Annotated in this window: 25 protein-coding genes and 2 pseudogenes; 16 read left to right on the top strand and 11 right to left on the bottom strand. The window is 60.5% G+C overall.

What is annotated here, in order from left to right; genetic code table 11:
• Positions 1-96: 96 nt before the first annotated feature.
• The 3 genes from AB4P94_RS13370 (at position 97) to AB4P94_RS13360 (ending at position 2,860) form a co-directional block, all read left to right on the top strand.
• The gene (locus tag AB4P94_RS13370; RefSeq protein ID WP_395610912.1) at positions 97-1,278 is read left to right on the top strand and encodes an MFS transporter; all 1,182 of its coding nucleotides are present in this window, start codon (positions 97-99) and stop codon (positions 1,276-1,278) included.
• Positions 1,279-1,437: 159 nt separating this feature from the next.
• A complete protein-coding gene (locus AB4P94_RS13365) occupies positions 1,438-2,385 on the top strand; it encodes a hypothetical protein (RefSeq protein WP_395610911.1) in 948 nt (315 codons plus the stop codon).
• A gap of 94 nt (positions 2,386-2,479) precedes the next feature.
• Positions 2,480-2,860 carry a multiprotein-bridging factor 1 family protein gene (locus tag AB4P94_RS13360; RefSeq protein WP_395610910.1) on the top strand — a complete coding sequence of 127 codons (381 nt, stop codon included), beginning with the start codon at positions 2,480-2,482 and terminating at the stop codon, positions 2,858-2,860.
• Here the strand turns inward: AB4P94_RS13360 and AB4P94_RS13355 are convergent.
• The 3 genes from AB4P94_RS13355 to AB4P94_RS13345 all read right to left on the bottom strand — a co-directional run bounded on the left by AB4P94_RS13355 (position 2,790) and on the right by AB4P94_RS13345 (position 5,360).
• Positions 2,790-3,347 (bottom strand): AAA family ATPase, encoded by a 558-nt coding sequence (locus AB4P94_RS13355; RefSeq protein ID WP_395610909.1) that lies wholly within the window; start codon positions 3,345-3,347, stop codon positions 2,790-2,792. The genes AB4P94_RS13360 and AB4P94_RS13355 overlap by 71 nt on opposite strands.
• Before the next feature lie 101 nt (positions 3,348-3,448).
• Positions 3,449-4,192: a hypothetical protein gene (locus AB4P94_RS13350; RefSeq protein ID WP_395610908.1), complete on the bottom strand. Its 744-nt coding sequence runs from the start codon at positions 4,190-4,192 to the stop codon at positions 3,449-3,451.
• Positions 4,193-4,301: 109 nt separating this feature from the next.
• A complete protein-coding gene (locus tag AB4P94_RS13345; RefSeq protein WP_395610907.1) occupies positions 4,302-5,360 on the bottom strand; it encodes an MBL fold metallo-hydrolase in 1,059 nt (352 codons plus the stop codon).
• Positions 5,361-5,493: 133 nt separating this feature from the next.
• On the opposite strand from AB4P94_RS13345, the gene AB4P94_RS13340 reads away from it, so the two are divergent.
• From AB4P94_RS13340 to AB4P94_RS13325, 4 genes are all read left to right on the top strand, one after another.
• Positions 5,494-6,120 (top strand): TetR/AcrR family transcriptional regulator, encoded by a 627-nt coding sequence (locus tag AB4P94_RS13340; protein ID WP_395610906.1) that lies wholly within the window; start codon positions 5,494-5,496, stop codon positions 6,118-6,120.
• 191 nt (positions 6,121-6,311) lie between these two features.
• On the top strand, positions 6,312-7,370 hold the full coding sequence (locus AB4P94_RS13335; RefSeq protein ID WP_395610905.1) for a diguanylate cyclase: 1,059 nt from the start codon (positions 6,312-6,314) through the stop codon (positions 7,368-7,370).
• Positions 7,371-7,633: 263 nt separating this feature from the next.
• Positions 7,634-8,953 carry a methyl-accepting chemotaxis protein gene (locus AB4P94_RS13330; RefSeq protein ID WP_395610904.1) on the top strand — a complete coding sequence of 440 codons (1,320 nt, stop codon included), beginning with the start codon at positions 7,634-7,636 and terminating at the stop codon, positions 8,951-8,953.
• Between the two features lie 76 nt (positions 8,954-9,029).
• The gene (locus AB4P94_RS13325) at positions 9,030-9,548 is read left to right on the top strand and encodes a DUF1003 domain-containing protein (RefSeq protein ID WP_395610903.1); all 519 of its coding nucleotides are present in this window, start codon (positions 9,030-9,032) and stop codon (positions 9,546-9,548) included.
• 34 nt (positions 9,549-9,582) lie between these two features.
• Here AB4P94_RS13325 and AB4P94_RS13320 read toward each other — a convergent pair whose 3' ends face one another.
• The gene (locus tag AB4P94_RS13320; RefSeq protein ID WP_395610902.1) at positions 9,583-10,464 is read right to left on the bottom strand and encodes a LysR family transcriptional regulator; all 882 of its coding nucleotides are present in this window, start codon (positions 10,462-10,464) and stop codon (positions 9,583-9,585) included.
• 80 nt (positions 10,465-10,544) lie between these two features.
• Here AB4P94_RS13320 and AB4P94_RS13315 point away from each other — a divergent pair, with 80 nt between their 5' ends.
• On the top strand, positions 10,545-11,252 hold the full coding sequence (locus AB4P94_RS13315; protein ID WP_395610901.1) for a CTP synthase: 708 nt from the start codon (positions 10,545-10,547) through the stop codon (positions 11,250-11,252).
• The gene (locus tag AB4P94_RS13310) at positions 11,249-11,572 is read left to right on the top strand and encodes an antibiotic biosynthesis monooxygenase family protein (RefSeq protein ID WP_395610900.1); all 324 of its coding nucleotides are present in this window, start codon (positions 11,249-11,251) and stop codon (positions 11,570-11,572) included. The genes AB4P94_RS13315 and AB4P94_RS13310 overlap by 4 nt, the downstream gene beginning before the upstream one ends.
• 128 nt (positions 11,573-11,700) lie before the next feature.
• Here AB4P94_RS13310 and AB4P94_RS13305 read toward each other — a convergent pair whose 3' ends face one another.
• Complete coding sequence (locus AB4P94_RS13305) at positions 11,701-12,024, bottom strand: DUF2025 family protein (RefSeq protein ID WP_395610899.1); 324 nt, start codon at positions 12,022-12,024, stop codon at positions 11,701-11,703.
• Positions 12,025-12,256: 232 nt separating this feature from the next.
• Here AB4P94_RS13305 and AB4P94_RS13300 point away from each other — a divergent pair, with 232 nt between their 5' ends.
• Both AB4P94_RS13300 and AB4P94_RS13295 read left to right on the top strand, forming a co-directional pair.
• A complete protein-coding gene (locus AB4P94_RS13300; RefSeq protein ID WP_395610898.1) occupies positions 12,257-13,384 on the top strand; it encodes a glycerophosphodiester phosphodiesterase in 1,128 nt (375 codons plus the stop codon).
• Positions 13,385-13,534 (top strand): annotated as a pseudogene (locus AB4P94_RS13295) (AraC family transcriptional regulator); the annotation flags it as partial.
• Here the strand turns inward: AB4P94_RS13295 and AB4P94_RS13290 are convergent.
• Positions 13,528-13,863: pseudogene (locus AB4P94_RS13290) on the bottom strand (sterol desaturase family protein); the annotation flags it as partial. The pseudogenes AB4P94_RS13295 and AB4P94_RS13290 sit on opposite strands and share 7 nt — an antisense overlap.
• A gap of 207 nt (positions 13,864-14,070) precedes the next feature.
• Between AB4P94_RS13290 and AB4P94_RS13285 the strand changes: the two are divergent.
• The gene (locus AB4P94_RS13285) at positions 14,071-14,376 is read left to right on the top strand and encodes a PepSY domain-containing protein (RefSeq protein WP_395610897.1); all 306 of its coding nucleotides are present in this window, start codon (positions 14,071-14,073) and stop codon (positions 14,374-14,376) included.
• 172 nt (positions 14,377-14,548) lie between these two features.
• Positions 14,549-15,721: an ATP-binding protein gene (locus AB4P94_RS13280; protein WP_395610896.1), complete on the top strand. Its 1,173-nt coding sequence runs from the start codon at positions 14,549-14,551 to the stop codon at positions 15,719-15,721.
• On the opposite strand, the gene AB4P94_RS13275 is transcribed toward AB4P94_RS13280, so the two are convergent.
• The gene (locus AB4P94_RS13275) at positions 15,722-17,350 is read right to left on the bottom strand and encodes a methyl-accepting chemotaxis protein (protein ID WP_395610895.1); all 1,629 of its coding nucleotides are present in this window, start codon (positions 17,348-17,350) and stop codon (positions 15,722-15,724) included.
• A 263-nt stretch (positions 17,351-17,613) separates the two neighbouring features.
• Between AB4P94_RS13275 and AB4P94_RS13270 the strand changes: the two genes are divergently transcribed.
• Together AB4P94_RS13270 and AB4P94_RS13265 are read left to right on the top strand one after the other, a co-directional pair.
• On the top strand, positions 17,614-18,636 hold the full coding sequence (locus AB4P94_RS13270) for a transporter (RefSeq protein ID WP_395610894.1): 1,023 nt from the start codon (positions 17,614-17,616) through the stop codon (positions 18,634-18,636).
• Between the two features lie 233 nt (positions 18,637-18,869).
• Positions 18,870-20,486, top strand: coding sequence for an inorganic phosphate transporter (locus tag AB4P94_RS13265; protein WP_395610893.1), 1,617 nt, complete (start codon positions 18,870-18,872; stop codon positions 20,484-20,486).
• Positions 20,487-20,611: 125 nt separating this feature from the next.
• Here the strand turns inward: AB4P94_RS13265 and AB4P94_RS13260 are convergent, their stop codons facing one another.
• The 3 genes from AB4P94_RS13260 to AB4P94_RS13250 are packed head-to-tail and all read right to left on the bottom strand — an operon-like array spanning position 20,612 to position 23,275.
• Positions 20,612-21,586 carry a biotin-dependent carboxyltransferase family protein gene (locus tag AB4P94_RS13260; RefSeq protein ID WP_395610892.1) on the bottom strand — a complete coding sequence of 325 codons (975 nt, stop codon included), beginning with the start codon at positions 21,584-21,586 and terminating at the stop codon, positions 20,612-20,614.
• Entirely contained in the window at positions 21,583-22,461 is an 879-nt protein-coding gene (locus AB4P94_RS13255) for an allophanate hydrolase subunit 1 (protein ID WP_395610891.1), read from the bottom strand. Before AB4P94_RS13255 ends, AB4P94_RS13260 begins: the two co-directional genes overlap by 4 nt.
• Before the next feature lie 55 nt (positions 22,462-22,516).
• The gene (locus AB4P94_RS13250; protein ID WP_395610890.1) at positions 22,517-23,275 is read right to left on the bottom strand and encodes a 5-oxoprolinase subunit PxpA; all 759 of its coding nucleotides are present in this window, start codon (positions 23,273-23,275) and stop codon (positions 22,517-22,519) included.
• 104 nt (positions 23,276-23,379) lie between these two features.
• On the opposite strand from AB4P94_RS13250, the gene AB4P94_RS13245 reads away from it, so the two are divergent.
• Positions 23,380-24,297 carry a LysR family transcriptional regulator gene (locus AB4P94_RS13245; protein ID WP_395610889.1) on the top strand — a complete coding sequence of 306 codons (918 nt, stop codon included), beginning with the start codon at positions 23,380-23,382 and terminating at the stop codon, positions 24,295-24,297.
• Here the strand turns inward: AB4P94_RS13245 and AB4P94_RS13240 are convergent.
• Positions 24,294-25,193: a LysR family transcriptional regulator gene (locus AB4P94_RS13240; protein ID WP_395610888.1), complete on the bottom strand. Its 900-nt coding sequence runs from the start codon at positions 25,191-25,193 to the stop codon at positions 24,294-24,296. The two genes, AB4P94_RS13245 and AB4P94_RS13240, sit on opposite strands and share 4 nt — an antisense overlap.
• Between the last annotated feature and the right edge of the window lie 95 nt (positions 25,194-25,288).

The following is a 25,288-nucleotide window of genomic DNA, read 5'->3' as shown; positions in this document are numbered from 1 at the left end:
GCGGTGCGACGACTCGACAAGCCAGCTCCCACAGTTGATCTGTGTTCACTCCTGATTTGTGTTGTATTGAGAAATAACAAGGACGCTCGCCCCACCGTGGCCACCTATTCCCTGGTAATCCGCCGCCTGATGATCTGCTCGCTGACCATCGTGATCAGCCGGGCCATGACCAGCCCGCTGATGACCCTGCTGCTGAGCAAACGCCTGGGCCTTAATCAGCAGGACATCGGCTTGTTGATGGGCATCGCGGTGTTTACTGCCACGCTGATGGGCCTGTATGGCGGCTACGTCATCGACCGCATGGAGAAACGCAAGCTGCTGATCCTGGCCATGCTCTCCAGCTCCATCGGTTTTCTGTTACTGACCTTTGCCACCAACCTTTACCTCACCACCCTGACCCTCGTGATCACCGAGTCGGCGTCGGCACTGTTCCTGATCGGCTCCAAGGCGATCATCAGCGAGAACTTGCCGGTGGACCAGCGCGCCAAGGTGTTTTCCCTGCGCTATACCCTCACCAACATCGGCTATGCCACCGGCCCCATGGTCGGCGTGGTGATTGCCGGGCAGATGCCGCTGCTGCCGTTCATGCTGTCCAGCGCCATTGCGTTTGCCAGCGTGTTCCTGATGATCGGCATCCCGCCCACCCGGCGCGATGAAAGCACCAAACCCCTGAGTTTCCTGACAACCCTGAAAACCCTGCGCAACGACCGCAGCCTGGTGCTGTTCACCGGTGGCAGCCTGTTGAGCACCATCGTGTATGGCCGCTACACCTTGTATCTGTCGCAATTTCTGCTGGTGGTGCACAACCCGGATGATGCGCTGAAAATCCTTTCCGCCATCCTGGCGTGTAACGCAATCACCGTGATGTTGCTGCAATACCAAATCGGCCGGTTCCTGAAGCGCGAGCAACTGCGGTACTGGATACTGCTGGGCACTGCGCTATTCATTTGCGGGCTGGTCGGTTTCAGCCAGGCTGACGGCTTGCTGTCGTGGTGTTTAGCGATGTTCGTGTTTACCTTGGGCGAGATGATCATCTTCCCGTCTGAATTCCTGTTCATCGACACCCTCGCCCCCGAATCGCTGCGCGGCAGTTACTACGGCGCACAGAACCTGGCGGCCTTTGGCGGGGCATTGAGCCCGGTGATTTGTGGCTATCTGTTGATCAATGCAGCGCCGACGGCGATGTTCTTTGCATTGAGCGGGCTCACGGCGGTGGGCGGGACGTTGTGCTTTCTGGCGGGGCGGCGGGTAGCTGCAAGCCCTGCGTCGCACCTCTAATGTGGGAGCTGGCTTGCCTGCGATAGCCTTGGCACATTCAGCATTGCAGCTGTCTGCCCCACCGCGATCGCAGGCAAGCCAGCTCCCACATCTTTTTGCTCTCCTTGCTGGCACATATTTGCGTACTATCCGGCTATCCATCTCACGGACCCGAGCCCCATGAAATTCGACACGGCCTACAGCCTGAGTCTCGACGAAAAGCTGTCGATCTACGACGTACGAGACCTGAATTTCGACGAAACCGCCGACTTCGATTCCGACAATGACAGCTTCCTGTGCCCCAACGACGAATGCCGCGCAGCGTTCGATACCGGTAATACGTTAAGCACGTTCAACGCGAAAAACGTCAATTACCTGCGTACGCCCCACTTCAAGAACAAAACCGGCACCCGGCACATCGATGGTTGCCGCTATGCCAGTACTCAAAAGAACGCAGCTGACGAAAGTGACGACGGGCGCGAGGAAAATTTCCCGTCTGAATTCGTACTGACGCGGCGTCAGTACGAACGTAAAAAAACCGTGGTCGTTACTGAGGGTTCTGCCCCACAAGATCTAATGAAAACGCCTTCAAATCGCGTCGTATCTTCCCATAGCGCCAGCGACACCACTCCGGACAAAACCAGCGTGTTTGCCCACCCAGTGGAATGCTACGTGTCCAATATCGATGACAAGGACAAGCTCAAGCGCATGCCGTTGAAGATCGGTGAGCACACGGCCACCTACCTGGCGTTTTTCAAGAAGATCGAATACCTGCAAGACAACAAGGGCCTGATCTACTGGGGCAAGATCAAGGAAATCAAGGACTACACCGCAAGCTTTCGCATCGACTTCGAAAAGAAAGTGTGGCTCGACAAGAAGCCTTACTCGGTCAACGTCTACCTGAGCAAAAAACTCATCGAGAACTACCGCAAGCGCACGGCCTTCCTGGAGCAGATCAAGGCGGCGGTGAACAGTGAAAAGCCGTTATATTGCTTCTTCTACGGGGTAACGCCTGAACTCAGGCAGGTACCGAGCAAGAAGAATCCCGAGCAGACCTTTGGCGTATTCAGCGCGAATATCGAAAACCTCGACCACCTGATCATCCGGGAGGCCCCGGGGGTGGAATAACGGGTCGGCAAAGATCCAGTTGATGAACGGTCAAAACAACTGTACAAAAACACAGTATAGTTTTGCCTCCCTCGTCGAATCCTGGAGAAACCCCATGTCCTCCCTGGCAATGAGCTCTTTCGTAGAACAGCAGATCGTCCTGCATCAATTCACCGCCAAACACAGCGTACAAGCCCGTGCAATGCTGGGCTGGAGCCGCGAAGACCTGGCCCACAAGGCCGGTGTGGCGGTGGAAGCGGTTCAGCGTTTTGAAAGCAATGCAGACGTGGAAGACGAAACCCGCCTGGTTCTGGCGTTTCGCCTGGAGGCTGAAGGGCTGGTGTTTTTCCCGGGGTTTGCGCCGGGGTGGGGCATGAGCGCGCGCAGGTTTGACACCCGCGCAGCCGAACCTGCCGCACACAGCATCATTTCTCGGCTGATGGGTTCAACAGCGGCAGCAATTGACTCACCAACGCCTCAACCGAATGGTGCGTAGAGTCCAGCCGAATGACAGGGCAGCTCAACGGTTTCAACCAGCTCTCATGCCGGCGCAAGCTGCGCAGGCTGTGGTTGCCGCCGTCGTAACGCGCTGCCCAGGCGAGGAACGCGACGCTGTTTTCATGGCGGCTTCCCCCTTCCAGGGCCTGATCGCCGTAGCGCTCCACTTCCCGCAGTTGCAGGCGGTGCAGGCGTACTTGCGGATCGAGCCGAAGGAACACCACATGGGTGAATTGCTCGATCATGGCGTCACCCCAGCCACACAATGAACCGGACAGCACCCAGCCTTGAAGACCGGCGCTTTGTTCCTGCAGCAGGCGAATGCGTTCATCTTTGGGTCGAGGGACGGTGAAGGGCTCTGGGGTTTGTTGCCAGAAGAAATAGTCGGAGTCGAAATAGGCGACATTGAGGCGTTCAGCCAAGGCTTTGCCCAAGGTTGTGGTGCCTGCACCCGCAGCGCCCAGTATGTGAATTTTGTACGTCATGGCAGCCCCTCCGCGTTAAGTGTAAACCGTGAGAGGCTCAGGCCTGCCGTTGAAAGGCGCGCCGCATCGCCTTTGATGGTTCGCCGAAAGCGCGCTGAAAGTCACTGCGTAAGGGGGTTCAACATACCCTGCTGTGTACTGGTTCGCGCCTTTCGGTAAGCCTCCAACAGCGTCGGCAACGCATCACGCGACCACCGCGCGCCATACATCCAGAGTTTCGTGCCATCCTCCAGCACTTCACAAAACGAGGGATAACCGTTTCTGCATGCGTTATGAAATGCAGCACTCTGACCGTCAGACACCAAGGCATCAAGCCCATGCACACTTACCAGGTCATCGATTTCATTGTGAGTTTGAAGCTCAAATTGAAAGGCTATGTCTCCACGTCGTGCGTCCACCGGCACCAGTTGCGCGCCGACGTGGCGCAGGGTTTCCAGGGCTCGAAAAAACGCCGCCGTATGCTCAACGAGTGCCACTTGGTCTCCCTGTACATAGCGCCCAGCGAAGCCAATACGCCACCCCGAAAGCGTTTGAGCGTTGGTGACGGTTGTGTTGTTCAACACCAGCGGAACCTCAACCATCACAGAGTCTGTCGGGTCTATACCACTTAAAGCGATCAGTGATAACGCCGGGTCGCGCGCCGTTCTGATGTGGGGAGCCAACACGTTGTAGCCGGGAACAGGCGCGGCGCTCTCACGGCTCTCGGCACTGAACACAGCAGCGCGCGGGCCTGTATTGCAGGTTTGAGCCTCGCTTGAGGCTGGTGTGTCCTCCGTTAAGGACTGCGAATGCCTTGCAGGGCAAGGCATGCCCAAATGCCAATATTTCCTACAATCGCTGTCCATCGGAACTCACCCCCCGAAAATAAAATTCGCGGGATCATCGCACCCTCGTCCGACGTTTGTCGCAGGGCTGAAATACGCTGAAAACTCCTTTTTTCAGGATGGTCTTGTCTCAGCCCGCGACCTGTTCTTCCGCGCCTTGAGTTTCCACTTCCAGCCACCACGCATGCCCGCGATCGGGCTGATTCAGACTGAACGCCTGGCCCATGGCCGGCGTGGTGATCGACACATTGCGCTCCCAAGCCAGCGCCATGATGCGGTCGAACGGTTCGTGCCAGGCATGGAAAGCCAGATCGAAGGTGCCGTTGTGAATCGGCAACAACCAGCGCCCCTTGAGGTCGATGTGGGCCTGCAAGGTTTGCTCGGGCTGCATGTGCACGTGGGGCCAATCGACGTTGTAAGCACCTGTTTCCATCAGCGTCAGATCAAACGGGCCGTATTGCTCGCCGATACGTTTGAAACCGTCGAAATACCCGGTGTCACCGCTGAAAAAGATCCGCCGCCCCGCGTCGATCATCACCCAGGAACACCACAGCGTCTGGTTACCATCGAACAGGCCACGTCCGGAAAAATGCTGGGCCGGGGTGGAGACAAAGCGGATGCCATCAACTTCGGTGCCTTGCCACCAATCCAGCTGGCGCACCTTGCTGGCGTCCACACCCCATTTGATCAAGGTATCGCCAACGCCCAGAGGCGCGAGAAAGTAGCGGGTTTTGTCGGCCAATTGGATGACGGCGTTACGGTCAAGATGATCGTAATGGTTGTGGGAAAGAATCACCGCTTCCAGCGCAGGCAGCTCTTCAAGACTGATGGGCGGCTGGTGGAAACGTTTGGGGCCGGCCCAACTGAACGGCGAAGCACGCTCGGCGAATACCGGGTCGGTGACCCAAAACTTGCCGCGCATTTTCAACAATACGGTGGAATGCCCCAGGCGGAACACGCTGTGATCGGGAGCAGCCATCAGTTGCTCACGCGTCAAGGGCTGTACCGGGATGTTACCCACCGGCCGGGTCGTACGCGGCTTGTTGAACAGCATGTTCCAGAAAATACGCAACGTTTTGCCAAAGCCGCCGTGTTGCACCGGCGCATCGTTGCTGAAATGCCCTTGCTCCTGCTCGGCAGGCTTGAGTGCCGCAGGCGCTGGGTCGAGACGGGTTGAAATGGTGGCCATTGCAGAGTGACTCCTGGGGTCCGCTCATAAATTACACTGCACACACAAATTACACTGCACAGTGTAGTTTCTAGATTGCAACAAAACCCGGAGCAAGTAAACTACCGAGTGTAATTTCCTTCTAGAGCCAAACATGACTGCACCTCTGCGCCTCACCGACCGTAAACGCGAAGCCATTGTGGCCGCTGCCATCGCCGAGTTTCGGGCTAACGGGTTCGAGGTCACCAGCATGGACAAAATCGCTGCCACTGCCGGGGTGTCCAAGCGCACGGTGTACAACCACTTCCCCAGCAAGGAAGAGCTGTTTGCAGAAATCCTCCACCAGCTGTGGGCCAGCAGCGTCGCCCAGCTTGATGTGAGCTACACCAGCGAGCGGCCTCTGCGCGACCAGCTGCGCGGGTTGCTGGCGGCAAAGATGCAGATGATGTCGGACGCCAACTTCCTCGACCTGGCCCGCGTAGCCATTGCCGCCACCATTCACTCGCCGGAACGCGCGCAAGACATGGTCAACCGGCTCAGCAAACGCGAAGAAGGGTTCACCCAATGGGTCCGCGCGGCCCAGGAAGATGGGCGGCTATCCTGCACCGACCCGGCCTTCGCCGCTCATCAGATACAAAGCCTGCTCAAGGCGTTCGCGTTCTGGCCCCAGATCACCCTCGGCCAACCGCCCCTCGACGCTGCCGCCCAGGCCAGCGTTATCGAGTCAGCCATCGACCTGTTCCTCGCTGGCTACGAAGTCACTACGCCCCGCCCCCAGTAAAAACCTGTTGCATGCACGACATTCCAGGTCGTTTTTCGCGTATTCGCACGCTGTGCTGCGCAAATGGCCTGGAAGGACACTGATTATTCCCACGCGAATAACTGACAATATTCACACCTATTATCCGATCAACGGTTCTACCCGCTGACGCACGCTGCCGTATCTGCAAAAAAGAGCTGACCCGGAACACTATGGAAAACAGACGAGGCAAAGGGCTTTCATTTGCCAGGCGCATTTACAAGCCAAGGATCATCGGCCTGGGTATCGGTTGTATCAGTGTCGTCGGCGCCCTCTACCCTCTGGCGATGCCGGCCTGGGTCTGGGCGTTCCTGTTGTTCAATGGCTATGTGTGGGCGCATGTGGCCTATCAGCTCTCCGCCCGCTCGCAATTCCCCTATCTGGCCGAACAACGCAACCTGCTCTATGACTCGCTGTTCGGCGGTTTCTGGGCGGCGGCCACGCAGTTCACACCGTTGACCGCCGTGACCATCCTCTCGATGATGACCATGAACAACGTCGCGGCTGGCGGCAAGCGCCTGTTCCTGCGCGGGCTATTGGCACAGGCCGCCGGTATCGGTGTGGCATGGGGGTTGTTCGGGGTTAAATTCAACCCCAACGTCAGCCTCACTCAGGTGTATAGCTGCCTGCCGATGCTGACGCTCTACCCCATGGCCATCGGCATGGTCTGCTATCAGTTGGCGATCAAGCTTTCGGAACACAAACGCGCACTCAGTGCCCTGAGCCGCATCGACAGCCTGACGGGCCTGCTTAACCATGGCTCATGGAAGGATTTGCTCAACCTCAAGTTCCATAAGTGCCAACAGCAAAACGGCCAGGCGACGATTGCGTTGATCGACATCGACCACTTCAAACAGATCAACGACACCTACGGCCACATTGTCGGCGACGCAGTGCTGCGCCAGTTAGCCCTGGAACTGCGTCAGCACCTGCGGGAAAACGACCTGGCCGGACGCTACGGCGGCGATGAGTTCTGTGTGATTCTTCCGCAAATGCCGCTGGAAGAAGCCGCGCTGATCATGGAGCAGATGCGCGAAACCTTCAGCAACTACCGCAACCCGCAGATCCCTGAGCTGCGCGTGAGCCTGAGCATTGGCCTCGCGGACTTCCAGCCCTTCTTCAGCGATGCCGCCATGTGGCTCAACGCCGCGGACCGTGCGCTTTATGCCGCCAAAGACACCGGACGCAACCGGGTCAATGTGAGCGATTACGTCGTGGCCCATTCCGCCTGAGTCGTCCTACGACATCTCGTCTGAATTCTCCGACTGAAATACGCGGGAATAGCATAATGCCGCCATTGGTCGCCCCGGTTTAAAAAGGTCCCTTAAGGGGCCGAACTTCTCGTCTGCCGCGCGACTCTGAACCCGTTGTTCCCCCCCTCTGTCAGCATCAGGAAGCTGACAATGAGCACGTCAACCGTACGGCCACATGCCCTACGGGGGCAGGCGCCCATACAAGGATACCCCCAGACGCGTGCTTGCCCGAGCTCACGAATATGCTATTCAACGCCCATAAAAAAACCATCAACACCCTGCAACACGCCAACGCCCAGCAAGCCAGCCTGCTGGACGCCATCGAGCGCTCCATGGCGGTGATCGAATTCGACCTGCAAGGCAATGTGCTGCGTGCCAATGACAACTTCCTCAAAACCATGGGCTATCGCAGCGAACAGCTCGTCGGCCAGCCTCACCGGATGTTCTGCACACCCGCCTTCGCCCGCAGCGCCGAGTACAACCAGCTGTGGACGCAACTGCGCAACGGCCAGTTCCAGTCCGGTACGTTCGAGCGCGTGGCCGGCGACGGCCAATCGGTATGGCTGGAAGCCAGCTACAACCCGGTGCGCGATGAGGCGGGACAGGTGATCAAAGTGGTGAAATACGCCATGGACGTCACGCCCCGCCTGCAAGCCGAAAGTGAAGCCAATGCCAAGCTTGGCGCCATCGATCGCGCCATGGCGGTGATCGAATTCAACCTCGACGGCACCATCATCACGGCCAACGCCAACTTCCTGCAGCGCATGGGTTACAGCCTGGCACAGATCCAGGGCAAGCATCACCGCCTGTTCTGCAAGCCGGAGCTGGCGAACAGTGCAGCCTACAGCGAGTTTTGGAAACGTCTGAACCAGGGAGAATTGTTCAACGGCCAATTCGAACGCGTCGACAAAAATGGCCAGACACTGTGGCTCGAAGCCAACTACAACCCGGTGTACGACGCCAGCGGGCGACTGTGCAAAGTGGTCAAATTCGCCTCCGACGTGACGGCCCGCGTGCAGCAGCATGCCGCCGACGCCCAGAGCGCCGCCCAGGCGTATCACATCTCCCTGAACACTCGGGACATCGCCGAAAAAGGCGCTGAGGTGATCCAGCAAACCGCCAGTGGCATGCGCGAAATCGCGGCCAATATTGACGGTTCGTCACAGCTGATCGCCAAGCTCGGCGAGCGCTCGCAGCAGATCACCGCCATCGTCAACACCATTCGCGGGATTGCCGACCAGACCAACCTGCTGGCCCTCAACGCCGCCATCGAAGCTGCGCGCGCGGGCGAGCAAGGCCGGGGCTTTGCGGTGGTGGCCGATGAAGTGCGGCAACTGGCGGCACGCACCAGTGGCTCCACGGCGGAAATTTCCAGCATGATCGCGATGATCCAGGAAGAAACCCGACAGGCCATCGACAGTATGGACGGCACCCGCGACCGCGCCGCCCAAGGCGTCGAGTTGGCCAACCAGGCCGGCACGGTGATCCTGCAAATTCGCGAAGGCACCGGTGAAGCCGTGCAGGCGGTCAGCGCATTTGCCAACGAGCGCGGCAACGGCTGACCCGATCTTCATGTGTCCGGCCCGGGGGCTCGGTCTATAGTGCTGACTGACTTCACACCCAGGATTCGAGCCCGCCATGACCTCCGACAAGCCAGACGCTGCCCCTGTTGACCACCTGCGTTTCCACCGAGGCCATGCCCACCTGGCGCCGACGTTTGGCAACGACACGTTCGCGCTGAAGGCTGAAGCCTTCGCGCGCTTCTTCGGCACGCCGACCTTCCTCGGCGCGCAAACCGCCATCGTGGTGCTGTGGGTGGTCCTGAACATCACCGGCGTCACGCACTTTGACGTGTACCCGTTCATCCTGCTCAACCTGGCGTTCAGCCTGCAATCGGCCTATGCCGCCCCGCTGATTCTGCTGGCCCAGACGCGCCAGGCGGCGCGCGATAAAGCGCAGTCCGACGCGGATGCGCAACACCGCGAAGCCCTGGCCATTGCCAATACCGAACGTCAGGCCCAGGCAGAACAGACCACCAGGCAACTGCTGGAATTGCTGGAACAGAACACTCGCCTGACGGAAATGACCAAGCAACTGACAGAGCGCATCGAAACCCTGACGTGCGAAATGCATGATCAGTTCGTGCGAAAACCCTGAACACACGCCGCGCTCACCTTGAACAGTGGAATGCTCAGGTTTTCATGCGCACATGCCGGCCCAGCTCATCAAACAGCGCCACCACTGAGCGCAGTGCCCGGCAATCCGGGCGTGTCAGCAGCCACAGCGCGGTATCCCGCCCCGGCAACGCAGGGCCCAGCGTCTGCAAGCCCTCGCCCAATAGAAAATCCGGCAACGCGGCCACGCCCAACCCTGCCCGCACCAGCTCGGTCACCGACAACATGCTGTTGCAACGATAGCTGGGGCGCACGCCAGGCAAGTGTTCGCGGCGCCACACCACCGTGGGGTGATCGGGCAGAAAATCATCCGGCGCGATCCAGGGCAGTTCGGCCAGTGCTCGGCCTTCGTGCTGGCGTGCGAACGCTGCACTGGCGCACACCTGATATGTCACAACACCGAGGCAACGCCCTACAAGATGCTCGGGGGGTGTCTTGGTCAGGCGCAGGGCGATGTCCGCATCACGGCGGCTGAGGTTGGCGAAATCATTCGAGGTGCTCAACTCCAAGGTCAGCGCCGGGTAAGCCGGCATGAACTGCGCCAGGGCCGGCAACAACAGGCCTTGCAACACTGAGTCGGTGCAGGTCAGGCGCACCGTGCCGCTGATCACTTCACCGCCCTGCTCCACGCCAATTCGCGCGGCTTCAAGAGCTTGTTCCGCGCGTTCGGCCTGCAGCGCCAAGTTGCTGGCCAAGCCGGTGGGCAGATAGCCGGCTCGGCTTTTTTCAAACAGCGTCTGGCCCAGCGCCGCCTCCAGCCGCCGCACCGCGCGGAACACGGTCGACACATCCACGCGCAACAACGCCGCCGCCCGGGCCAGCGTGCCACCGCGCACGAGGGCGAGAATCAGTGACAGGTCGGCGTAATCCATTTGATAGTGCGTGGCTGCATTAAGCATGTGGGAAAATGCCAATATTGATTGCGTGAACGCCAATCTATAGTGCGCACCAGGACACCACAAGCCATGGGATGCACACGATGAAAAGCACCGCCCTACACCTCGCCCTGATCGGCGACTACAACCCTGACGTGACGGCTCACCAAGCCATTCCCGTGGCCCTGCAACAGGCTGCCGACAGCCTCGAACTGAACGTCCACCTGCAATGGCTCGACACTGACACGATCACCTCGACCCCACCGCTGCACCGCTTTGACGGTTTTTGGTGCGTACCCGCCAGCCCCTACCGTGACACCGACGGTGCACTGCGGGCCATCCAATTTGCCCGCGAACAGCGCCGCCCTTTCCTCGGCACCTGCGGCGGCTTTCAGCATGCGGTACTGGAATATGCCCGCAACGTGCTGGGCTGGGCGGATGCCGAACACGGCGAACTGGCCCCGGGCGCCAAGCGCGCCGTGATCACGCCGCTCAGTTGCGCACTGGTGGAAGCCACCGACAGCGTGCGGCTGGTGCCCTACACCCGCATCGCCGAAGCCTACGGCACTCTGGACGTGCACGAAGGGTATCGTTGCCGCTACGGCATGAACCCCGAGTTCGCCACCGCATTGCTTGAAGCCGACCTGTTCCCCAGCGGCCATGACTCGGCGGGTGATCTGCGCGCCATAGAGTTACTGGATCATCCGTTTTTCGTCGCCACCCTCTTTCAGCCGGAACGCGCAGCCCTCAAAGGCATCACGCCGCCCTTGGCAGTTGCGCTGCTCAAGGCGTGCCGGGAGGTGTCGGTATGATCGCAAACACACCCGCCGCGCCGTACTACGCAGTGATTTTCAGCTCATTGCGCACCGACGGGGATCAAGGCTACGGCCAGGCTGCTTTGCGCATGCTGGAACTGGCGCAAGCGCAGCCGGGGTTTCTCGGGGTGGAGTCGGCGCGGGAGGATGGGCTGGGGATCACCGTGTCCTATTGGGCCAGCGAAGCGGCGATTCTGGCCTGGAAACAGCAGGCAGAACACCGCGCCGTTCGCGAGCAGGGCCGCGCCACCTGGTATGCCGCGTTTCAGACACGCGTGTGTAAGGTGGAACGGGCTTACAGTTTTAACGCGGTCTAAAAAATGTGGGAGCGGGCTTGCTCGCGAAGGCGGTGTATCAGTGATGAATGTACCGACTGGCACACCACCTTCGCGAGCAAGCCCGCTCCCACATTTTGATCTTCATTTGCCTTGGAAAAGCATCCTGTCTAGCTCACCAAACTGCGCAACGCACTGATCTGCGGTATCTCTACCCGGCGCATATACACGCGCAACGGCTCGGTGATGTGGAGGCGATCGTCGATATTCTGGTCCAGCAGCAACTGAATACGCTCGCGCGCCAAGGTCATGCTGTGCTCGGCAGCCGGCAGCCAGACAAACTCAGCGGTAGGAATGATGCCGTCATCGGCGACGTCCATGCCGAAAGAATCTTCGCTGAAACGCACGATGTACTGGCCGGTCTTGCGGTTCAGGCCGACGAAACCCTGGAGTCTGTCAGCCGCCTGGCAGATAAGCTCGGAAGTGATGCGCATGGTAAACCTCACTGAAAAGTCCCACCGGGACTGGAAAGATGGTTTACACGCGTGGCAGAAATTACTGCCCTCTAACGGGGCAGCTTGGGTCAAGAGTACTGCAATGAACCGCAAAAAAACCAAGAAATATGGGCCGTGCGCACGTTAATGTCGGTTTGGTGATAGCGCCTTTCGCAATCAATTGTTAAAAAGGACGCCTTCTCAAAGTTACCTCCACGAAAGGACTTCGCTTATGCCTGTCACGTTTACCAAGAGCGCCCTGCTGGTTGCACTGATGCTCGGCCTCTCCCAAGCACAGGCCGCCGACCCGATCAGCCCCGCTGAATTGGCGACAAACGAAGGCATTCCGTACCCGGCCGTCATCGCCCACCGTGGCGCCTCCTACGACGCCCCCGAATCCACCGCCGCGTCCTACAAGCTCGCCCGCGACCTCGGCGCCGACTACCTGGAAATGGACCTGCAGCGCAGCAAGGACGGCGTGTTGTTCGCCCTGCACGACAACAACCTGCAACGCACCACCGACGTGGCCACCAAATTCCCCGAGCGCAAGGACGCCCCGGCCAACGAGTTCACCTGGGCCGAATTGCGCACCCTGGACGCCGGCAGCTGGTTCAACGCCGCCTACCCGGACCGTGCCCGCCCGGCGTTCGTCGGCCTGAAAATCCAGAGCCTGGACGAAATCATCAAGATCGCCGAAGGCAACCCGCAGCACAAACCGGGCCTGTACATCGAGACCAAGGAGCCCAAGCAGTTCCCGGGCATCGAAGCCGACCTGAAAAACAAGCTGCTGGACAAGGGCTGGTTGAGCTCGGCCGGCTCCAAACTGGGCAAGAGCAACACCGGCGTCGGCCAGGGTAAAGGCCGCGTTGTATTGCAGACGTTCGAGAAAGACAGCTTGAAAGAGCTGCAAAAAGAAATGCCCAACACCCCGAAAATCCTGCTGTTGTGGGTAGGCGCCGGCAGCATCGAGCCGAAATCCACCCAGACGTTCGCCGAATCCGGTGAACCGACCAAGGCCGCCTACTACGCCAAGCAAGAGCCCAAAGACGCCGCCGAGTTCGAAAAATGGGTCGACGAAGCCAAGAGCCTCGGCGCCATCGGCACAGGCCCTTCGGCCGAACTGACGAACCATGGCGACCAGAGCTACACCGACCTGGTGAAGCCTGAGATGAACAAGCTGACCCACGACAAGGGCCTGCTGGTGCATGTCTACACCGTGGACGAGCCGGTGGACTTCGAGAAAGTGATGAAGGCCGGCGTCGACGGCATCTTCACCAACCGCGCCGCCGAACTCCTGAAGTTCTACAAGCGCTGGCCGTCCTCGAGCGTTCAGGACCTGCTGAAGGACAATGGCTACTGAGTGAAACCCGAGTGGTCAGGCCGCCTCTGGTTGGGGCGCGATTACAGCCTGATCCTCGGCGAGCCGGGGCGCACTGCGCCCCATGCTCACTATGCCCATCAACTGATGCTCTGCCCCACCGGGCCCGTCACGGTCAACCTTGATGGCCGTGCCGTCAACACCCATCGCAGCGGCCCCAGGCGCATGTCGACATTGGAATGCTGCAACAGCAATTGAACCGCGATGGCCAACGCCAGCAGCTTCGCGACCTCCAGCGCAATGCCCATAAGCAACAACGGCAGCAGGCCCGCCGTGGCTTCCAGCAACTGGTGCAGCGGGTGTTTCATCAACCCGTTGAAACCGTACAGCCGTTGCACGCTGTGATGCACCGCGTGCAAACGCCAGAGCGGGCCGATGCGATGGCTGGCGTAATGCATCAAGGTGATGCCTGCATCAGCGATCACGATCGCCAGCAGCAGTTGCGCCCACAGCCTCCAGCCGACGAACCCTGTCAGGAAAACCGGCCCGTAGACCCCGCCCACTAATCGCTTCATTGCAACCTCCCTTGACGTGAGCCTCCAGTATCGAAGCCTGCGCGTCGGGCGGATTGAACAAACGGCGCAACCCTTTGAATCAATTAAGCGTGAATTAAGTTGCGCTGGCTAACCTGAGCCCACTTAAACAGCTCACCCAGAAGGACACACGATATGCAAACCCTGACCGCCCTGTTCGCCGCCACTGCCCTGACCCTGACTGCCGGCCTGGCCCAGGCCGATGTCCGCCCGGACCAGATTCCCGCCCTGCTCAAATCCGGCGACGTGATGGCGTTCGAGAAACTCAACGCTGCGGCCCTGGCCAAACACCCAGGCGCAACCATCACTGACACCGAGCTGGATCACGAAGCCGGTCGCCTGGTCTACGAAGCAGACCTGACCGACACCACCGGCAAAAAGTGGGACCTCAAGCTCGACGCCAAGACCGGTGAAGTGCTGGAAAACAAGCAAGATACCTAAGCCAAACGCCAATAAAACCGCGCCACTTTTGCGAGTGGCGCGGTTTTTTTATGCACGCTCGTCAGCCAGTTATGGGAAAAACACCTTTAAGGAGAATGAAATTACACCTACAGCCTGTAAGGTCGCTAAAATCCCTGGCTATTCGCCAGCACCTTACAGATCGAGATACGCCATGGGGCAAAAAGCCGCCGACATCGCCACCATTGGCCGCATCAGCGCCGTACCCGCGATGCTCAAGGTCATCAGTGACATGACCGGCCTGCGCTTTGCCGCCGTGGCCCGCGTAACCGAGGACACCTGGACCGCCTGCGCGGTACTCGATCAACTGGAGTTCGGCCTCGGCGTGGGCGGCGAGCTGGACCTGACCACCACCCTCTGCCACGAAATCCGCGGCTCGCACCTCTCAATCGTCATCGACAAAGCCAGCGAAGACCCGCTGTACCGCGATCACCACACCCCGCGCATTTACCAATTCGAAAGCTACATTTCAGTGCCGGTGTTTCGCACCGATGGCCGCTTCTTTGGCACGATCTGCGCGCTGGACCCTAACCCCGCACAACTGCGCAGCAGCACGATCCAGTCAACCATGGAGTCCTTCGCCCGGGTGTTGTCGTTGCAGATTGAAGCGGAAGAAAGCCAGCAGAAAACCGAAGAGGATTTGCAGGAAGAACGCAGCACCGCCGAACTGCGCGAGCAGTTTATCGCGGTACTCGGGCATGACTTGCGCAACCCGCTGTTCGCCATCAACTTCGGCGCCGAGCGCTTGCTGCGCAAACATCCCAACCCCGCGACCGACCCGTTGGTGCAGCACATCCTCACCAGCGGCCAGCGTGCTGCACAGCTGGTGGAAGACGTGCTGGATTTCGCCCGGGGCCGCATGGGCAGTGGCATTCCGTTGCACCGCAGCGACTGTCTGGATTTGCAGGATGCGTTGCAGCATGTGGTGTCCGAGGTGCAAAGCGTCCACCCGCAACGCCTGATTTATGCCGACATCGGCGACCTGCGGGGCGTGCGCGGCGACCGCGACCGGCTGGCGCAATTGCTCTCCAACCTGGTGGCCAATGCCATGCACCACGGCCGCCACGACGGCCCGGTGGAGGTCACGGCGTACGTCGATCGAGACCACTTCACGCTGACGGTGAAAAACCCCGGCCAGATCGACGAGCAGGCCCTGCCCCGCCTGTTTCAGCCCTATGCACGCCCGGTCAAAGACACGCCGCAAGCCGGCCTTGGCCTGGGGTTGTATATCGTCAAGCAGATTGCCGATGCCCACGGTGGTGAGCTGAGTGTGTCCACCACCGAGCAGCACGGCACGGTCTTTACGTTCAGGTTGCCGACAACCTGATCAAGCGCCCAAACGCGCCGTCACTTCATTCAGCTCGCTCGACAACCCACGCAGGTTCAGGCTCGCCGCTTCAGTGCGCTGCACGTTGTCCATGTTGGCCGTGGCCACGGTGGTGATCTGCGTGATATTGCGCGAGATGTCCTCGGCCACCGAGGTCTGCTCTTCTGCGGCCGTCGCAATCTGGCGGTTCATATCGCGGATCGCCTCCACCGCCTCGGTGATGTGAGCAAGCATCGCTCCGGCCTGGGTGACCTTCGCCACGCTGTCATCGCTGCACGACTGGCCGCTGACAATTGCCTCGGCCGCGTCCACCGCGCCGGTTTGCACCGCGTGGATGATCTGGTTGATCTCGATAATCGACGCCGCCGTGCGTTGCGCCAGGCTGCGCACTTCATCGGCCACCACCGCAAACCCACGCCCGGCCTCACCTGCGCGTGCCGCTTCGATCGCCGCGTTAAGCGCCAGCAGGTTGGTCTGCTCGGCGATGCCACGAATCACTTCCAATACTTTGCCGATACGCACGCTGTCGGTTTCCAGGCGGCGGATGATGGTGCCGGTGTTGAGGATTTCATCGCGCATCTGGCCGATGGTGGCGATGGTGACCCGCATCACTTCACCGCCTTCACGCGCCGATTGATCCGCCTCATCCGCAGCACGCGAGGCGCTGGCCGCGTGGCGCGCCACTTCCTGAGCGGTGGCGGACATTTCAGTCATCGCCGTGGCCACCTGATCGGTGCGGTTGAATTGATCATGGGTGCCGGTCGCCATCTGCCCGGCAATCGAGTTCAACTCGCCGCTGGCGCTGACAAGGTCGGTGGCGCTGCGTTGCAAGCGGCTGAAGGTTTCGGCCAGGAAATCGCGCAGGGTATTGGCGGCGGCGGCCAGATGGCCCAACTCGTCCTGGCGGCGGCTGGCAACACGCTCGGCGAAACGGCCGTGGCTCAGTTGAGTCACGTAGTCGATCAAGCCGCGAATCGGCAGGATCAGGTTGCGGTTGATCAGCCACAGGCTGAACAGGCCGATCAACACCCCCGACAACAACATGATTGCCAGCCCCGCCATCACGGTGCGTTCAGCGTAGACGCTGATGGCCAGAGACTGCTTCGCACCTTGCTCACGCAAATCACTGACCAACGCGCTCATCTGCTCGCTGGTGGCGCGGTCCACGCCCTTGACCGCATTGTCACCGGCGCTCGGTTCGGCGCCTGCCGCGATGTAGGCGTCGCGCCCTTTCTGATAGGCCACGCCCAATTGTTGATGCTCCTGGCGCAGGCTTTCAATGCGCCGGCTCAGCGCCGGGTCTTCGCTTGTATGGCTCACCAGCCGCGTGAGAATCCCCTGCACATCCCGCTGGCGGTCCTGGAACTGGCCCCAGTATTTCTCCATGTCTTGAGGTTGTTTGCCGCGCAGCAGCACGTTTTTCCATTCCTGCACCTGCACCTTGAATTGCAGGTTGGCTTCGTCGATCAGTTGTGAAGTGAGTAAAGGTCCGTCGATCAAACTGCGGTAACTCTGCACGCCGTTCGAGAGGAAGTTGAAACACGCCAGGGCGATCAATAACATCGCCAACAGGCTGCCACCGAGCAGGGACAGAATTTGTGCTCTGAGGGAAGTACGCAAAACATTCATCCGGGAAAAGCCTCGACTCAAGGGAAAGGGTGCATGCACGCCGCGACTTCCCTGTCATCAAAACTACCGCGATTCAACTCGGTTCTTGGTGCCTTGAATCGGCTGTCCCAGACGCTTCTTGAACGGTTGCTGACAGACGGTCAATAAAGTGTCATCGCAACGAAATAAATCCGGAACCGTCACAAAACTGTCAAATCTCCTTGCAATGATTCGCCCACGCGAACCTGTGAAACGTCCTACAGGCGCTTTCTCTGCGAGCCTCCATGAACCACAGCATTGACCACAGCCACCAGGATCCCGATCTGTTTGGCTTGCTTTACGGTTTCCGTTTTCGCCCCGGCGAAAAAGGTGAGCAGATTGACTCAGCCACCGCGCTGGCCGCCTTGCAGGCGCCGCAAGACCCGGAAGAGTTCCTGTGGCTGCACCTGAACCTGGCCCACGCCGCGTGTGAGCGCTGGATGCAGGCGCACTTGTCATTGCCGGATGAGTTTTTCGAAGCCCTGCACGAAGGCTCACGCTCCACGCGTATCGAACACGTCGACTCGGCCTTGCTGGCGGTAGTCAACGACGTGGTCTTCAACTTCAGCAGCATGGTCTCCTCGGATATTTCCACGCTGTGGGTGTGCGCCCGCAGCCGCTTGCTGGTAAGTGCACGCCTGCAACCCTTGCACTCGGTAGACAAGTTGCGCTCGTCGGTGAAGGCCGGTGAACGCTTTCGTTCACCGCTGGAATTGCTGGTGCATTTGCTGCGCGACCAGGGTGAAGTGCTAACCCAGATCGTGCGCAAGACCAGCATCAGCGTTGACCACATCGAAGACCAGTTGCTGTCCTCGCGCCTGTCCACCAACCGCGCCGAACTGGGTGCCGCGCGCCGCGTACTGGTGCGCCTGCAACGCCTGCTGGCGCTGGAGCCCGGCTCGCTGCTGCGCCTGCTCAACCGCCCGCCGCAATGGCTGCAAAAGGAAGACGTGAAGGAATTGCGCAAGTCCACCGAGGAGTTTGCGCTGATCATCAACGACCTGATGGCCCTGGGCGAACGCATCAAGCTGTTGCAGGAAGAAATCGCCGCCAACCTCAACGAGCAAAGCAACCGCACGCTGTTCACCCTGACCGTGGTGACGGTGCTGGCGTTGCCGATCAACATCATCGCCGGTTTTTTCGGCATGAACGTGGGCGGCGTGCCGCTGTCCACCGACCCGGAAGGCTTCTGGATTCTGGTGGCGCTGGTGGCGACGTTTACTTTGATTGCCGGGCGCTGGGCCTTCAGAAAGCGCAAGGATTACTAAGCTGGAATGCAGTGTAAATGTGGGAGCGGGCTTGCTCGCGAATGCGGTGTGCCAGTCAACTTATCTTTAACTGATACACCGCATTCGCGAGCAAGCCCGCTCCCACATTTGGTTTTGAGGCATTTTGTAGATCAGCGGTCAGCCCAATTCCCCAAACACTGACATTCCGCAGCATCTCTGTAACATTCTGCAATGATCATGAACGGTATCCTCCCCACACTGGATGCTCCGGCATGGCCACCCCTTCCCTGACTGCCTCCACCACCGCCTCACACACAGACCCCAAACCCCGGCTGGACAAGAAACCCGGCCTGCTGACGGTGATCATTTTCTTCGCCGTACTCGCCATGGGCCTGCTGTTCACCGCCTACAGCCTGATGCATGACATGCACGAGCTGGGCACGGTAGTTACCACCTGGACGCCGTTCCTGCTGCTCGGCGTAGCGCTGTTGATCGCCCTGGGCTTCGAATTCGTCAACGGCTTTCACGACACCGCCAACGCCGTCGCCACGGTAATCTACACCAACTCCTTGCCGCCGCACTTTGCGGTGGTGTGGTCGGGTTTCTTCAACTTCCTCGGCGTGCTGCTGTCCAGCGGCGCAGTGGCGTTCGGCATCATCGCCTTGCTGCCAGTCGAGTTGATTTTGCAGGTGGGCTCTTCGGCCGGTTTCGCGATGATCTTCGCCCTGCTGATCGCCGCCATCCTGTGGAACCTCGGCACCTGGTGGCTGGGCTTGCCGGCTTCGTCTTCGCACACCCTGATCGGCTCGATCATCGGCGTCGGCGTGGCCAATGCCTTGATGCACGGGCGTGACGGCACCAGCGGTGTGGACTGGGGCCAGGCGATCAAGATCGGTTACGCGCTGCTGCTGTCGCCGCTGATCGGTTTTGTCTTTGCCGCGCTGCTGTTGCTGGCCCTGCGCGCCTTTGTGAAGAACCGCTCGCTGTACAAAGCCCCCAAAGGCGACACCCCGCCGCCATGGTGGATTCGCGGCATGCTGATCGCGACTTGCACCGGCGTGTCGTTCGCCCACGGCTCCAATGACGGCCAGAAAGGCATGGGCCTGATCATGCTGATCCTGGTCGGCACACTGCCGATGGCCTACGCGCTGAACCGCACCATGCCCGCCGAACAATCGCTGCAATTCGCCGCCGTTGCCGAAGTGACCCAGGTCGCCCTGGTGAAAAGCGCGCCGCAAGTGTTGCCGGGCGACCCGCGCCCAGTCCTCTCGACGTATGTGCGCACCAAGGAAGCCACCCCGGAACTGGTGCCGGCCCTGGCCGCCCTCGCCGGCCATATCGGTGACGAAGTAAAAGGCTACGGTTCCCTGGCCAAAGTGCCCGCCGAAGCGGTGGGCAACGTGCGTAACGACATGTACCTGGCCAGCGAAACCATTCGCCTGATGGACAAGGGCAAGGTCGGCAACTTCGATGCCGATACCCAAGGCAAGCTGAAACTGTTCAAGGACCAGATCGACAACTCCACACGCTTTATCCCGCTGTGGGTGAAGATCGCCGTGGCCATCGCCCTGGGCCTGGGCACCATGGTCGGCTGGAAACGCATCGTGGTGACGGTGGGCGAGAAGATCGGCAAGACCCACCTGACTTACGCCCAGGGCGCCTCGGCTGAAATGGTCGCAATGCTGACCATCGGCGCGGCGGACATGTACGGGTTGCCGGTGTCGACGACCCATGTGTTGTCCTCGGGTGTGGCCGGGACCATGGTCGCCAATGGTGGCGGTTTGCAGATGCGCACCATCCGTAATCTGGTGATGGCGTGGGTGCTGACATTGCCGGCGGCCATCCTGCTGTCGGGCAGCCTGTACTGGCTGTTCACCAAACTCTTCTGACCCAACGCCGTTCAAAATTGTGGGAGCTGGCTTGCCTGCGATAGCGGATTAACATTCAACGCAGATGTTGACTGATCCGCTGCCATCGCAGGCAAGCCAGCTCCCACATTTGGTTTTGTATTGCTTCAGTGGGTGAAGAGTGCGGCCATCGCTTTGAGCCGTTTTTTGTAGACACGCCGCGCCTCCAACGCCTCCTCCAGCGTCACCGCCACAAACCCCGCCCGCTGGTTCGGCTGCATCTGCCCGATCAAATCCAGGTCCGCACTGATCACCGTGCCAGTCATCGCGTAGCCCCCGCCCGAGACCGCATCGCGGTGCAGCACAATCGGCTCCAACCCTGCCGGCACCTGAATCGAGCCAATCGGGTAGCAACTGTCGACGATATTGGAAGGGTCCGACCCCGCGCCAAACGGCTGCTCTCGTGGCTCAAAGCTCAACGCGCTGCCGCCCTTGAAGCGATAGCCGATGCGGTCCGCCTCGGAGCCCACCGTCCAGGGCTCGGCGAAAAAGCTGCTTTTGGCGGCGTCCGTCAAACGTTCGTAATACAGCCCCGGCACCACACGCAGGGTCACATCACCGCCGACTGAGCGGCGCAACGCCATGGGCAAACTGTTGCCCGCCCGCCCAAACCCACTGGCTTCGCCGATGGGCAGTTCGTCGCCTGCCTGCAAACGCCGCCCCTGAAAGCCGCCGAGCGCACCCAGCGTGTAGGTCGAGCGGCTGCCGAGCACCAGCGGCACATCAATGCCCCCGGCCACCGCCAGATAAGCCCGCGCGCCAGCCTTGGGAAATTCAAAGCGCAACACCTGCCCGGCCCGTACCTGAAACGCCGTGTCCTGGTGCACCACCTCACCGTCCAGACGCGGCGACATCAAGGCACCGCTGAGGGCCACCAGTGTATCTGCTTGAAACTCCAGCTCAGGCCCGATCAGCGTGCATTCCAGGCCCGCCGCCCCCACCGGGTTGCCCACCAAATGGTTGGCTGCGCTCAGTGCGTATTGGTCCAGCGCACCCGATGGAGGAATGCCCAAGTGGTAATAGCCTTCGCGGCCGAGGTCTTGTACCGAAGTCGCGAGGCCGGGTTTAAGCACCTTGATCATGCCAGCGCCTCCTGCAGGGTTTTCGGGTAGCCGATGGGGTCGGCGAGAAAGGCGTCGAGGGAGAACTCCACCGGGCGGATACGCAAATCGAACCGGCCAGCGTCGACTTCGGCGACGGCCACATCGTAGGCATCCCGGTCCATGGGTTTGAACTGCACGATGTCGCCGGGGCGGAAAAACACCATGTGGTCCTTGAGGTAGGCCAACTGCTGCGCCGGGTCGTAGATCGGCGCCGGGGTCACGCCGAACATCTGGTAACCGCCGGCGCCGCGCACCGAGTAGATGCAGCCGAAACAGCCGCCATGACCGAGGGTGAGTCTGGGTGTGTCGGTGCGCGGGCGCAGATACTTGGGCACTTGCAATTGCCGTTCGCGCTCGACCATCTGGAACATGAACGGCAGGCCTGCGACAAAGCCGACCATCGACACAAACCACGGCGCGCCACTGTGGGCAGCGATAAACGCGTCCACGTCGGCCAAGCCGTTGATGCGCGCGGCGTATTCCAGGTCAGTGCCCGTCGGGTCTTGATGGCGGTCACGAAAACGCATCAAGGTTTCATGGGTCCACGGGTCGTTGTAGAGCACCGGGATTTCGATGATGCGTGTGTGCAGCGTGCGTTCGGCCACGGCCTGGGCTTCGGCGCTTTGTACGGCGTCGAGCAGCACATGGGGCGCGATACGGTCGGGGTCGAAGCGAATCTGGAACGACGCATTGGCCAGGCACACATCCAGCACACCTTCCAGGGCCAGGCGCTCCACGGCGCGGGTCACGGCCATGCCCTTGAAAAAGGCCTCCAGGGACATGCTGTCGCTGACCTCGGCAAACAGGTGTTCATCACCGCCGAAGCTGTAGCGAATGGGGGACATTTGAGCCATGTCTGTTCCTCTTGGAATCGTTGTAGAAAGGCAGGCAAAAATTGAGGAATCGATCTTATTGGGGTGTTCTGACGTCAATGCCCGCTTTGTCTAACGCTTCGCGGGTGGCCTCCACCAATTCCAGGGCGCCGGGGGTGTCGCTGTGCAGGCAGATGGAGTCGAATTCAATCATGAGGTCTTCACCTTCCACGGTTCGCACGCGCCCGGTCTGGCAGGCGCGCAGGACCCGCGCCGCCACCGTGGCCGGATCCAACGCCCGCACATTGCGGGTAAACACGATGGAGCCGCTGAGATCGTACTCACGGTCGGCGTAAAACTCGCGCACCACCGGCTGCCCCAGTTCTTTGGCCACGTGCCAGATCACTGAATTGGGCATGCAGTACAGCAACAACGTCGGCTCGATGATCTGCAGGTTGTGCACCAGCAACCGCGCCGCTTCTTCGTCGCGGGCCAGGTGCATGTACAGCGCGCCGTGGGGTTTGATGTGTTGCAGCGTCAGGCCTTGGGCACGGGCGATTTCACGCAGGGCGCCGAGCTGGTAAAGGATGTCATCCACCAGTTCTTGCGCCGGCGCGTTAATGTGCCGACGGCCAAACCCCACCAAATCCCGAAAGCCCGGGTGTGCGCCGATGGCCACGCCCAGTTGTTTGGCGCGCTCGACCGTGCGGCGCATGGTGCCGGGGTCGCCGGCGTGGAAGCCGGTGGCGATATTGGCCGAGCTGATATAGGCCATCAGTTCGGCGTCCACGCCATCGCCGATGGTCCAGGGGCCGAAGCCTTCGCCCATGTCTGAATTGAAATCCACTGCCTGCATCGAAGCTGCTCCGCCAAAAAGTGATGGCTGAAAGTAGGCCGCGGCTTGACCCCTTGGGAAGATCTATTATCAGATGGCCCATCTTCTGAAAAACAGATAAAGCCATGTCCCTGACCTTGCGCCAAGTGCGCTACTTCATCGCCACCGCTGAAATCGGCCAGATTTCCCAGGCGGCGATTCACTTGAACATCTCCCAGTCGGCGGTGACCACGGCGATCAAGGAACTGGAGGCCATGCTCGGCGTGCAGCTGTTCGTGCGGTCGGCCCAGGGCATGAACCTGACCGACGCCGGGCGGCACTTCCTCAACCGCGCCTATGTGATCGTGCGCAGTGTGGACGACGCACTCAACAGCCCGCTGCCCGACTACCGCGCCAGCGGCGTGCTGCGGGTGGCCGCCAGCTACACGGTGCTCGGTTATTTCCTGCCCCACCACCTGCAACGCATGGAGCACTGGCACCCGGACGTGACCATCGAGGTGTTCGAGCAGGAGCGCCAAGCCATCGAACACGGCTTGCTCGACGGCCAGTTCGACATGGCCGTGGTGCTCACCGCCAACCTCACCCACCCGGATATCGTCTCGGAAATCCTGTTCAACTCCGAACGCCGCCTGTGGCTGCCCAGCCATCACCCCTTGTGTGAGCGCGGCGCCGTGAGCCTGGCGGACGTGGCGCAGGAACCCTACATCCTGCTCACCGTCGATGAGGCCGAACACAGCGCCATGCGTTATTGGGAACAGGCCGGGCAGACGCCCAATGTGCGCCTGCGCACCAGCTCGGTGGAAGCTGTGCGCAGCATGGTCGCCAATGGCAGTGGCGTGGCGATTCTGTCGGACCTGGTGCACCGGCCCTGGTCCCTTGAAGGCAAGCGCATCGAGACCCTGACCGTCACCGACCCGGTCACGCCGATGAGCGTGGGGCTGGCCTGGCACCGCGAGCGCGCGTTTACCCCGGCGATGCAGGCGTTTAGGGATTACTTCCACGACGCCTTCCTGGCGCCGCAGCAGTTGTCGGCACGGCGTTAAAGAGCGAGCACTGCCATTGTGGCGGCCAGCCAATCCATAAACACCCGTACGCGTTGCGGTAAATGCCGCTGGCCCGCAAAGAGCAAGGACACGTCCAACGCCGGTGCAACGTAACCGGGCAATACTTCCACCAGCTCACCGCTGGCAAGCAGGTCGCGTATACCCAGGGCCGGCACCTGCGTGATGCCGAAGCCGCCCAGGCAAGCCGACCGGTAAGCATCGGTGTTGTTGACCGTGATTCGCCCGGCCATCGGCACGCGGTGCACCTTGTTGCCTTGCACGTATTCAAAGCCTGCCGAACGTGAGCCCAGCGGCCGCACGTAATGCACCAGATAATGCTGCGCCAGGTCGGCCAGTGTCTCGGGCTTGCCGTAGCGTTGAGCATAACCGGCGCTCACGCAATTGATCATCGGCATACTGCACAGCCACCGCGCCACCACCGACTGGTCCGGTTGCGCGCCCACGCGCAATACGCAGTCAAAGCCTTCGGCCAGCAGGTCCACCTGGCGGTCGGTGCTGCTGATCTCCAGCTCGATCAGCGGGTGCGCGTCCATAAACTCGGGCAGGCGCGGCAGGATCAATTCGCGCGCCATGACGTTGGGCATATCCACGCGAATGCGCCCGGTGAGTTGCGCTTCATCCTGACGAAACAGGCCTTCCAGTTCGTCCATGTGCGAGAGCAAATCCTTGCTGCGCTCGTACAAAACACGCCCGTCCTGAGTCGCCTGCACCCTGCGCGTGGTGCGCTGCAACAGGCGCGCACCGAGCAGTTCTTCCAGCGCCTGTACATGCTCGGAAACCGTGGAGCGCGGCAGGCCCAGGCTCTCGCCGGCCCGGGTGAAACTCGACAGTTCGGTGACCCGCACGAAGGTGCGCAACAGCTCAAGCTTATTCATGGATTGTTCGCCTTATCCGGCCAGTGATTCCGGTACAGCCATGTTTATCACGTTATAGACGAATAAATACACTCAGTCCCACGATCAATCAGAGG

The sequence above is a fragment of the Pseudomonas sp. B22129 genome (genome assembly GCF_044218875.1).
Taxonomy (GTDB): Bacteria; Pseudomonadota; Gammaproteobacteria; order Pseudomonadales; family Pseudomonadaceae; genus Aquipseudomonas.
This window is presented reverse-complemented; position numbering and strand designations above follow the sequence as displayed.

Coding starts and splice junctions, on each gene's coding strand:
- AB4P94_RS13365 (WP_395610911.1), top strand. CDS start 1,438: ATGAAATTCGACACGGCCTACAGCCTGAGTCTCGACGAAAAGCTGTCG.
- AB4P94_RS13360 (WP_395610910.1), top strand. CDS start 2,480: ATGTCCTCCCTGGCAATGAGCTCTTTCGTAGAACAGCAGATCGTCCTG.
- AB4P94_RS13355 (WP_395610909.1), bottom strand. CDS start 3,347: ATGACGTACAAAATTCACATACTGGGCGCTGCGGGTGCAGGCACCACA.
- AB4P94_RS13350 (WP_395610908.1), bottom strand. CDS start 4,192: ATGGACAGCGATTGTAGGAAATATTGGCATTTGGGCATGCCTTGCCCT.
- AB4P94_RS13345 (WP_395610907.1), bottom strand. CDS start 5,360: ATGGCCACCATTTCAACCCGTCTCGACCCAGCGCCTGCGGCACTCAAG.
- AB4P94_RS13340 (WP_395610906.1), top strand. CDS start 5,494: ATGACTGCACCTCTGCGCCTCACCGACCGTAAACGCGAAGCCATTGTG.
- AB4P94_RS13335 (WP_395610905.1), top strand. CDS start 6,312: ATGGAAAACAGACGAGGCAAAGGGCTTTCATTTGCCAGGCGCATTTAC.
- AB4P94_RS13330 (WP_395610904.1), top strand. CDS start 7,634: ATGCTATTCAACGCCCATAAAAAAACCATCAACACCCTGCAACACGCC.
- AB4P94_RS13325 (WP_395610903.1), top strand. CDS start 9,030: ATGACCTCCGACAAGCCAGACGCTGCCCCTGTTGACCACCTGCGTTTC.
- AB4P94_RS13320 (WP_395610902.1), bottom strand. CDS start 10,464: ATGCTTAATGCAGCCACGCACTATCAAATGGATTACGCCGACCTGTCA.
- AB4P94_RS13315 (WP_395610901.1), top strand. CDS start 10,545: ATGAAAAGCACCGCCCTACACCTCGCCCTGATCGGCGACTACAACCCT.
- AB4P94_RS13310 (WP_395610900.1), top strand. CDS start 11,249: ATGATCGCAAACACACCCGCCGCGCCGTACTACGCAGTGATTTTCAGC.
- AB4P94_RS13305 (WP_395610899.1), bottom strand. CDS start 12,024: ATGCGCATCACTTCCGAGCTTATCTGCCAGGCGGCTGACAGACTCCAG.
- AB4P94_RS13300 (WP_395610898.1), top strand. CDS start 12,257: ATGCCTGTCACGTTTACCAAGAGCGCCCTGCTGGTTGCACTGATGCTC.
- AB4P94_RS13285 (WP_395610897.1), top strand. CDS start 14,071: ATGCAAACCCTGACCGCCCTGTTCGCCGCCACTGCCCTGACCCTGACT.
- AB4P94_RS13280 (WP_395610896.1), top strand. CDS start 14,549: ATGGGGCAAAAAGCCGCCGACATCGCCACCATTGGCCGCATCAGCGCC.
- AB4P94_RS13275 (WP_395610895.1), bottom strand. CDS start 17,350: ATGAATGTTTTGCGTACTTCCCTCAGAGCACAAATTCTGTCCCTGCTC.
- AB4P94_RS13270 (WP_395610894.1), top strand. CDS start 17,614: ATGAACCACAGCATTGACCACAGCCACCAGGATCCCGATCTGTTTGGC.
- AB4P94_RS13265 (WP_395610893.1), top strand. CDS start 18,870: ATGGCCACCCCTTCCCTGACTGCCTCCACCACCGCCTCACACACAGAC.
- AB4P94_RS13260 (WP_395610892.1), bottom strand. CDS start 21,586: ATGATCAAGGTGCTTAAACCCGGCCTCGCGACTTCGGTACAAGACCTC.
- AB4P94_RS13255 (WP_395610891.1), bottom strand. CDS start 22,461: ATGGCTCAAATGTCCCCCATTCGCTACAGCTTCGGCGGTGATGAACAC.
- AB4P94_RS13250 (WP_395610890.1), bottom strand. CDS start 23,275: ATGCAGGCAGTGGATTTCAATTCAGACATGGGCGAAGGCTTCGGCCCC.
- AB4P94_RS13245 (WP_395610889.1), top strand. CDS start 23,380: ATGTCCCTGACCTTGCGCCAAGTGCGCTACTTCATCGCCACCGCTGAA.
- AB4P94_RS13240 (WP_395610888.1), bottom strand. CDS start 25,193: ATGAATAAGCTTGAGCTGTTGCGCACCTTCGTGCGGGTCACCGAACTG.